This window comes from Cytophaga sp. (assembly GCF_051961495.1).
Lineage (GTDB): Bacteria > Bacteroidota > Bacteroidia > Cytophagales > Cytophagaceae > Cytophaga.
On the sequence record NZ_JBQCDF010000179.1, the window covers coordinates 1 to 5,434 of the forward strand.

Sequence of the window (5,434 nt, forward strand, 5' to 3'; positions counted from 1 at the left end):
TTATATATGTTATATAGATTATACATTAACATGTAATCCAAACCATTGTATTCTCCTAAATCTGTTCCACCACCACCATCAGGTCCATCCGTCCATTTATGATTGTTTCCTGCATCCGCTGAAAGAAGTATACTCCAGGAAGCCCAGTCGTTGGCAGCTTTATCATTTGCTCCCATACAATAAGGTCCTCTGCAAGGAGCATTGTCAATATGGGATTGAAAGAAATTTATATAAGCGGTAGTTGATGCAGGAGAACCACCAACAGAATTAAATCCAATTTTATTATTCAATACATTGTACATAAGTGGAAGAACTTGGAAATTAGCTCTCCAGCATTGGTCATATAAAACAAAGTCTTTAGACACACAATCAATATTTGCAGTACATTTTGCTGGTACAGGTACTGATAATACACACTTCCCATTCCAAATAGTTTTAGCAATACATACTTTAGTAGTGCAGGCAACAGGAAGGATACCGCAAGGAATATATGAAGAAGTCCATCCATCAGATATAGAAGCAAGGGAAAGAATCTTCCAACTGTCGCCGAGTTGATATATAGATTTTGATAAAGTTCTTGGAAATTCGTTCCATGCAATCTTAGAAATTTTAGTAGTAGTATAGCTTTGTCCGGTAAGTTGTTTACCAGTTAATGCGTAACCTTCACTCAAAAAATAAGGGAAAGCACCACCTATGTCATCATTTTCAATTGATGAAGGTTGATTTATAACAGTATTGGAAAATAGCCATGGAATGTTGCCAGAACCATTTACAAAAGGACCAACCGAAGAACAATTTGAGACTCCTACAGGTAACAAATATGAATACCATTTTGTGAGTTGTGATGGTGCACCCATCATATTGTTTATATAATTACAATTGACAGTGTTGTTTGGTGACCCTGCAGCCAAGTAGCCCATCAAGATTGAGGCTATATTTGTAGAAAATTGTTTTAAATTATAGCTGGTGCCAGAATAGGTATAATATTCTGTCCCATTCAAACAAAATTGTACCAATCTTAAGCCAATGAGTAAATTACCTAACTGATCATGGCTGGCATCATTTAACGTTGAGGCATGGTTACTTACCTCGATAGTTGTTTGTCCATAAGGCGCAATATTTAATCCAAAATCACATTGGAAATTTGTTATTCCAGTCATATTTTTGAAATGGTTATAGATTGCACTTGAGGATTTAGGATTTTTATCATCCCTCAACATAAATCCATTCCAGCTGCCAGGGTCACCTTGACATTTAGAATAATAAGGATAATCATTCTGAATTTTTGGTTTTGCGTTTTCCGCATCTACGTCATAACAAAAGTCATATGTTTCTGCGGTAGCATCTAATCGATAAGCAGCATATAGTGCATAAAATAACTCTTCAACAGTTTTACTGGTACTTTGGTTACTGTTTCTTAATAATTTTATTTCGGTTGCCAAGACACCAATATAATGACCTAATTTTTGAATGCCTCCATCACCGGCGTTTCCATAATGAGTAACATAATTCATAGATTGGAAAGGAATACTTTCACCTTGATTAGGCCCAACTTTACAGAATTCATTAATCAACCTGTTTCTATAAAACCAATATTTAGCCTGGTTCATGTAATCCTGATTAGGTATTGGTTGCGCATTTACTGTAGTTTGTATTACACAAAGCAGTAGATAAATGAGTACTATTATTCTCTTTTTCATTATGAAATTTTTTAATTGACTTTCATCAGTTTGAATGTGTAATTATATGTTGTTCCCCCAACATCGTAATTTGATCGGTATATAAACATATTGTCATCAATATAGTCTATAGTAAAGGTTTGAGGTGAACTCGTGTTGGGATTGATGATGATCTGTTCCTGGGTAGATGAGGAGAATGTATATTCCATAGGATTGGAAAGTGTATCATTTTGAATCGTTCGTACCCAATTCGATGTGCCTAGCGGTAGACCAACACTAAAAACAAATTTGATAGTCTGGTCTTCTGGAGTAAGTACTGAATTTGTATCAAGATCAATAGCAGTCATCTGCCAGACACCTCGTGTTAAGTAATAATAATTGGTGCCTACCACTGGCTCAAAGCTTTGCGCTTTTACCGTAGAGAATGTTGATAGTATAAACAGGGTGCTAAAACATAGCAGCCATTTGAAATTATTTTTTTTCATGGAATCAATGAGTTAAAATTTCGTCAGAAATTATTTTTGTATTGGATTGTTCAATACTTTGTTTTGTGCTTCCAGTTCTTTGATCCGTTCTTCCATCTGGATCAGATACAACGTCAACTCTTCAATTTTTCTCATTTGTATCGTTAACATTTTACCGGTGGCAACACCGCTTTCTTCCACTTCACAAGCCGCTGGTACATCCGGCAAATGCTTGTTTTCGGTAATGAAGGTTTTTACTTCACTCAGGGGTCTGAGTTTGTATTGAGGAGAAAAAACATAATCAGCCCAGTTTGCTTTAAGTTTGATCACCAACTCTTCGCAGATCATTGAACCTGCAACATACAATCTATAATTAGGATTTAGGGTTGGGTAAGTGCTGCTCATACCACCTACGTATAGCCTGTTCATAGAAGCTAAACTATCAAAAGAGTATCGGGATCCGGGAACTACGGTACGGTTTGTGGCACATAATCCGGCGTCATCCGTGAAATCAATTCGGTTGCCGTTCATATGCATACCAGTCCCGGAAATAGGTGATACATGAAAATACCCTGAGGGACACACAGGCATGCTCGATGTGTAAATCTTGTATTTGGTAGTACCGGCTGAGTTGAAATTGATACCTACATAATGTGTTGTGGGTGCCGGAGGGACTGCACTAAAATTATTATCAATGGTAAATACCGTAGACGGGTTTGCAGAATTTAAATAGAGATTTGTAGATGTTGTTGGTATTGTACCAACGATTACATTTTTTGTTGGATCTGATAAAACAACATTTGTTGTACCGCTGGTTGTCCATTGAGCATGCGCAACAGCGCCATAAACAATACAGATAATTGTGATCAATAATCGTAATGATCTTTTCATGGGATTGAAAATTTTAGTTAGAAATTGGTTTTATTTTACTTCCAGCGCTTCGATACGTTTTTTCAACGCTTCATTTTCTTCCTGCATCTGGATCATGTATAAAGTCAGCTCTTCAATTTTTTTCATTTGTATCGTTAACATTTCACCGGTGGCAACACCGCTTTCTTCCACTTCACAAGCCGCAGGTACATCAGGTAGATGATTATTTTGAGTAATGAAGGTTTTTACTTCGCTCAGCGGTCTGAGTTTGTATTGAGGAGAAAAAACAAAGTCCGGCCAGTTTGCCTGAAGTTTTACGAAGATTTCTTCAGAAACCATTGATCCCCCTACATAAAGCTTGTGTGTACCAGTTGGTAATGATGTATTCGTTGTCCCTATAACAACTTTATCATTGAAATAAGAAGCTCCAGAGGCTACATGAAAAGTATAGCCAGTAGGTATTGAGAAAGTACTGTTTCTTAAATCCGATGTTGTCAATCCAACTTCCAATTGCTTTATTCCTGTTACACCATCAAACAAATATTCAACGGGAACATCGTTACCACATGTAGCATTAGCTAAAGTAGAAGAGAATGTCATGGTATTTTTGCCTATATGAATTCCTGGGCCACTGATTGCATTTCCAAGATTCAATAATCCATTGGAGCAATTTGGGTTTATATTCATGTATATTTTATACTGAGTTGTTCCCAATGCATTAAAATTGATGGATGAGGTATGAGGTGTATAAGTTCCCGATGCATTATTATCAATGCTTAGAGTAGTTGTAGAACTTGCTGTGCTGTTTAAATAAAGATTGGTTGGCGTAGTAGGTGTCGGTCCAATAATAACATTATTCGTTGTTGTTGTTAAGCTTACGTTTGAACCACTTGTTGTCCATTGCGCATAAACAGAAGATGCTCCTAGGAAACATATAATTGTGATCAGCAATCTGAAAGATTTTTTCATGGGATTAGATTATTAGTTAGAAATTCGTTAATTATTTTACTTCCAGCGCTTCGATTCGTTTTTTCAATGCTTCATTTTCTGCCTGTATTTTTTTCATGTAGGAGTTCATCTCTTCATTTTCTTCCTGCATCTGAATCAGATATAAAGTCAATTCTTCAATTTTTTTCATTTGGATCGTTAACATTTCACCGGTAGCAACTCCGCTTTCTTCCACTTCACAAGCCGCCGGCACATCCGGTAAATGCTTATTTTCAGCAATGAAGGTTTTTACTTCACTCAGTGGTCTGAGTTTGTATTGAGGAGAGAAAACAAAATCCGGCCAGTTAGCCTGCAGTTTTACAACCAATTCTTCGCATATTGCGCTACCGCCAACATATAATTTGTAGGCGCTTGTAGGTAGTGTACTACTGGTTGTTCCAATGACGACTTTATTCTGGAAATAAGAATTACCATATACACCAAAATTATATCCAGTAGGAGCATACATATAGATCCCTATCTTTTTAGAATAAATACTATCAAACGAAGATAGGCCGCCTCTAAAACAATATTTTCCTGTAGCAAATGGTCCAGTATATTCTGGAGTATAACCGGATGAAAATGTTACTTTATTTGCATCCATATGAATTAAATTTGTAATATGGAACATGCCTGAACCTGCGCCTGGCCAGGAGCTGGTAGAAATAGAATATGTATTTCCATTATTTATAAAGCTTAAAGTTGCACTTTTAGAAATTGCAGTAGTAGAACTATTTTCTATACTTACAATTGTGCTACTGGAATTAGTGCCTGTACTATTTGTATTAATATGCAAATTGGCTGGAGTTGCTGGTATTGGCCCAACGATTACATTTTTTGTTGGATCTGATAAAACTACATTTGTTGTTCCGCTAGTAGTCCATTGAGCGTAAACAGATGAGGCGCCAACGAAACAAATAATGGTAATCAGCAATCTGAAAGATTTTTTCATGGGGAAGGTGAAGTTTGATTAGCCACAATGTTAGAAATTAAAAAAATAATTATAGTTTAACATATGTTAAATAAGGGGCAATAGAAAAGTATAGTTATAGAGTTTCTTTCAAAAATTACATTTTCGTAATGGATGCAAAATGATAATTTGTAATCATCACAAAAATGAAATGGACATTAAGTTTGAATGGATCATTTATAATTCCTATTCAGCTATACAGGTTCGCCGCGGCGAAGGGGTCGGGTGCAAAAACGTGAATGTTCTTTCTATACAGGTTTGACCCCGCTGGGGTCATTGCTATTAAATGGCTGTATCGAATATTGACATCCGACATTTATCAATCATTATTAATGCACGAATGAACTTAAATACATCAAATAACTGTTAGTCATGACCCCAGCGGGGTCAAACCTTTATAGCAATCCGCACCCAACGAAATTGCGCGCGCCCTTCGCCGCGGCGAAGGGCGCGCGCAATTTCGT

At 36.6% G+C, this 5,434-nt stretch carries 5 protein-coding genes; all 5 read right to left on the bottom strand.

Annotated elements, in window-relative coordinates:
* Window positions 1-1,700, bottom strand: a 1,700-nt coding sequence (locus tag ACTHJT_RS09515) for a hypothetical protein (RefSeq protein WP_440237792.1), incomplete at its 3' end; no start/stop codon positions are given.
* An 11-nt stretch (window positions 1,701-1,711) separates the two neighbouring features.
* Complete coding sequence (locus tag ACTHJT_RS09520) at window positions 1,712-2,164, bottom strand: hypothetical protein (RefSeq protein ID WP_440237793.1); 453 nt, start codon at window positions 2,162-2,164, stop codon at window positions 1,712-1,714.
* A gap of 30 nt (window positions 2,165-2,194) precedes the next feature.
* On the bottom strand, window positions 2,195-3,034 hold the full coding sequence (locus ACTHJT_RS09525; protein WP_440237794.1) for a hypothetical protein: 840 nt from the start codon (window positions 3,032-3,034) through the stop codon (window positions 2,195-2,197).
* A gap of 30 nt (window positions 3,035-3,064) precedes the next feature.
* A complete protein-coding gene (locus ACTHJT_RS09530; protein ID WP_440237795.1) occupies window positions 3,065-3,982 on the bottom strand; it encodes a hypothetical protein in 918 nt (305 codons plus the stop codon).
* Window positions 3,983-4,013: 31 nt separating this feature from the next.
* On the bottom strand, window positions 4,014-4,952 hold the full coding sequence (locus tag ACTHJT_RS09535; protein ID WP_440237796.1) for a hypothetical protein: 939 nt from the start codon (window positions 4,950-4,952) through the stop codon (window positions 4,014-4,016).
* Window positions 4,953-5,434 lie beyond the last annotated feature (482 nt).

What these genes read in the sequence shown, in the direction of transcription:
- ACTHJT_RS09520 (WP_440237793.1), bottom strand. Translation starts at nt 2,164, where the DNA reads ATGAAAAAAAATAATTTCAAATGGCTGCTATGTTTTAGCACCCTGTTT.
- ACTHJT_RS09525 (WP_440237794.1), bottom strand. Translation starts at nt 3,034, where the DNA reads ATGAAAAGATCATTACGATTATTGATCACAATTATCTGTATTGTTTAT.
- ACTHJT_RS09530 (WP_440237795.1), bottom strand. Translation starts at nt 3,982, where the DNA reads ATGAAAAAATCTTTCAGATTGCTGATCACAATTATATGTTTCCTAGGA.
- ACTHJT_RS09535 (WP_440237796.1), bottom strand. Translation starts at nt 4,952, where the DNA reads ATGAAAAAATCTTTCAGATTGCTGATTACCATTATTTGTTTCGTTGGC.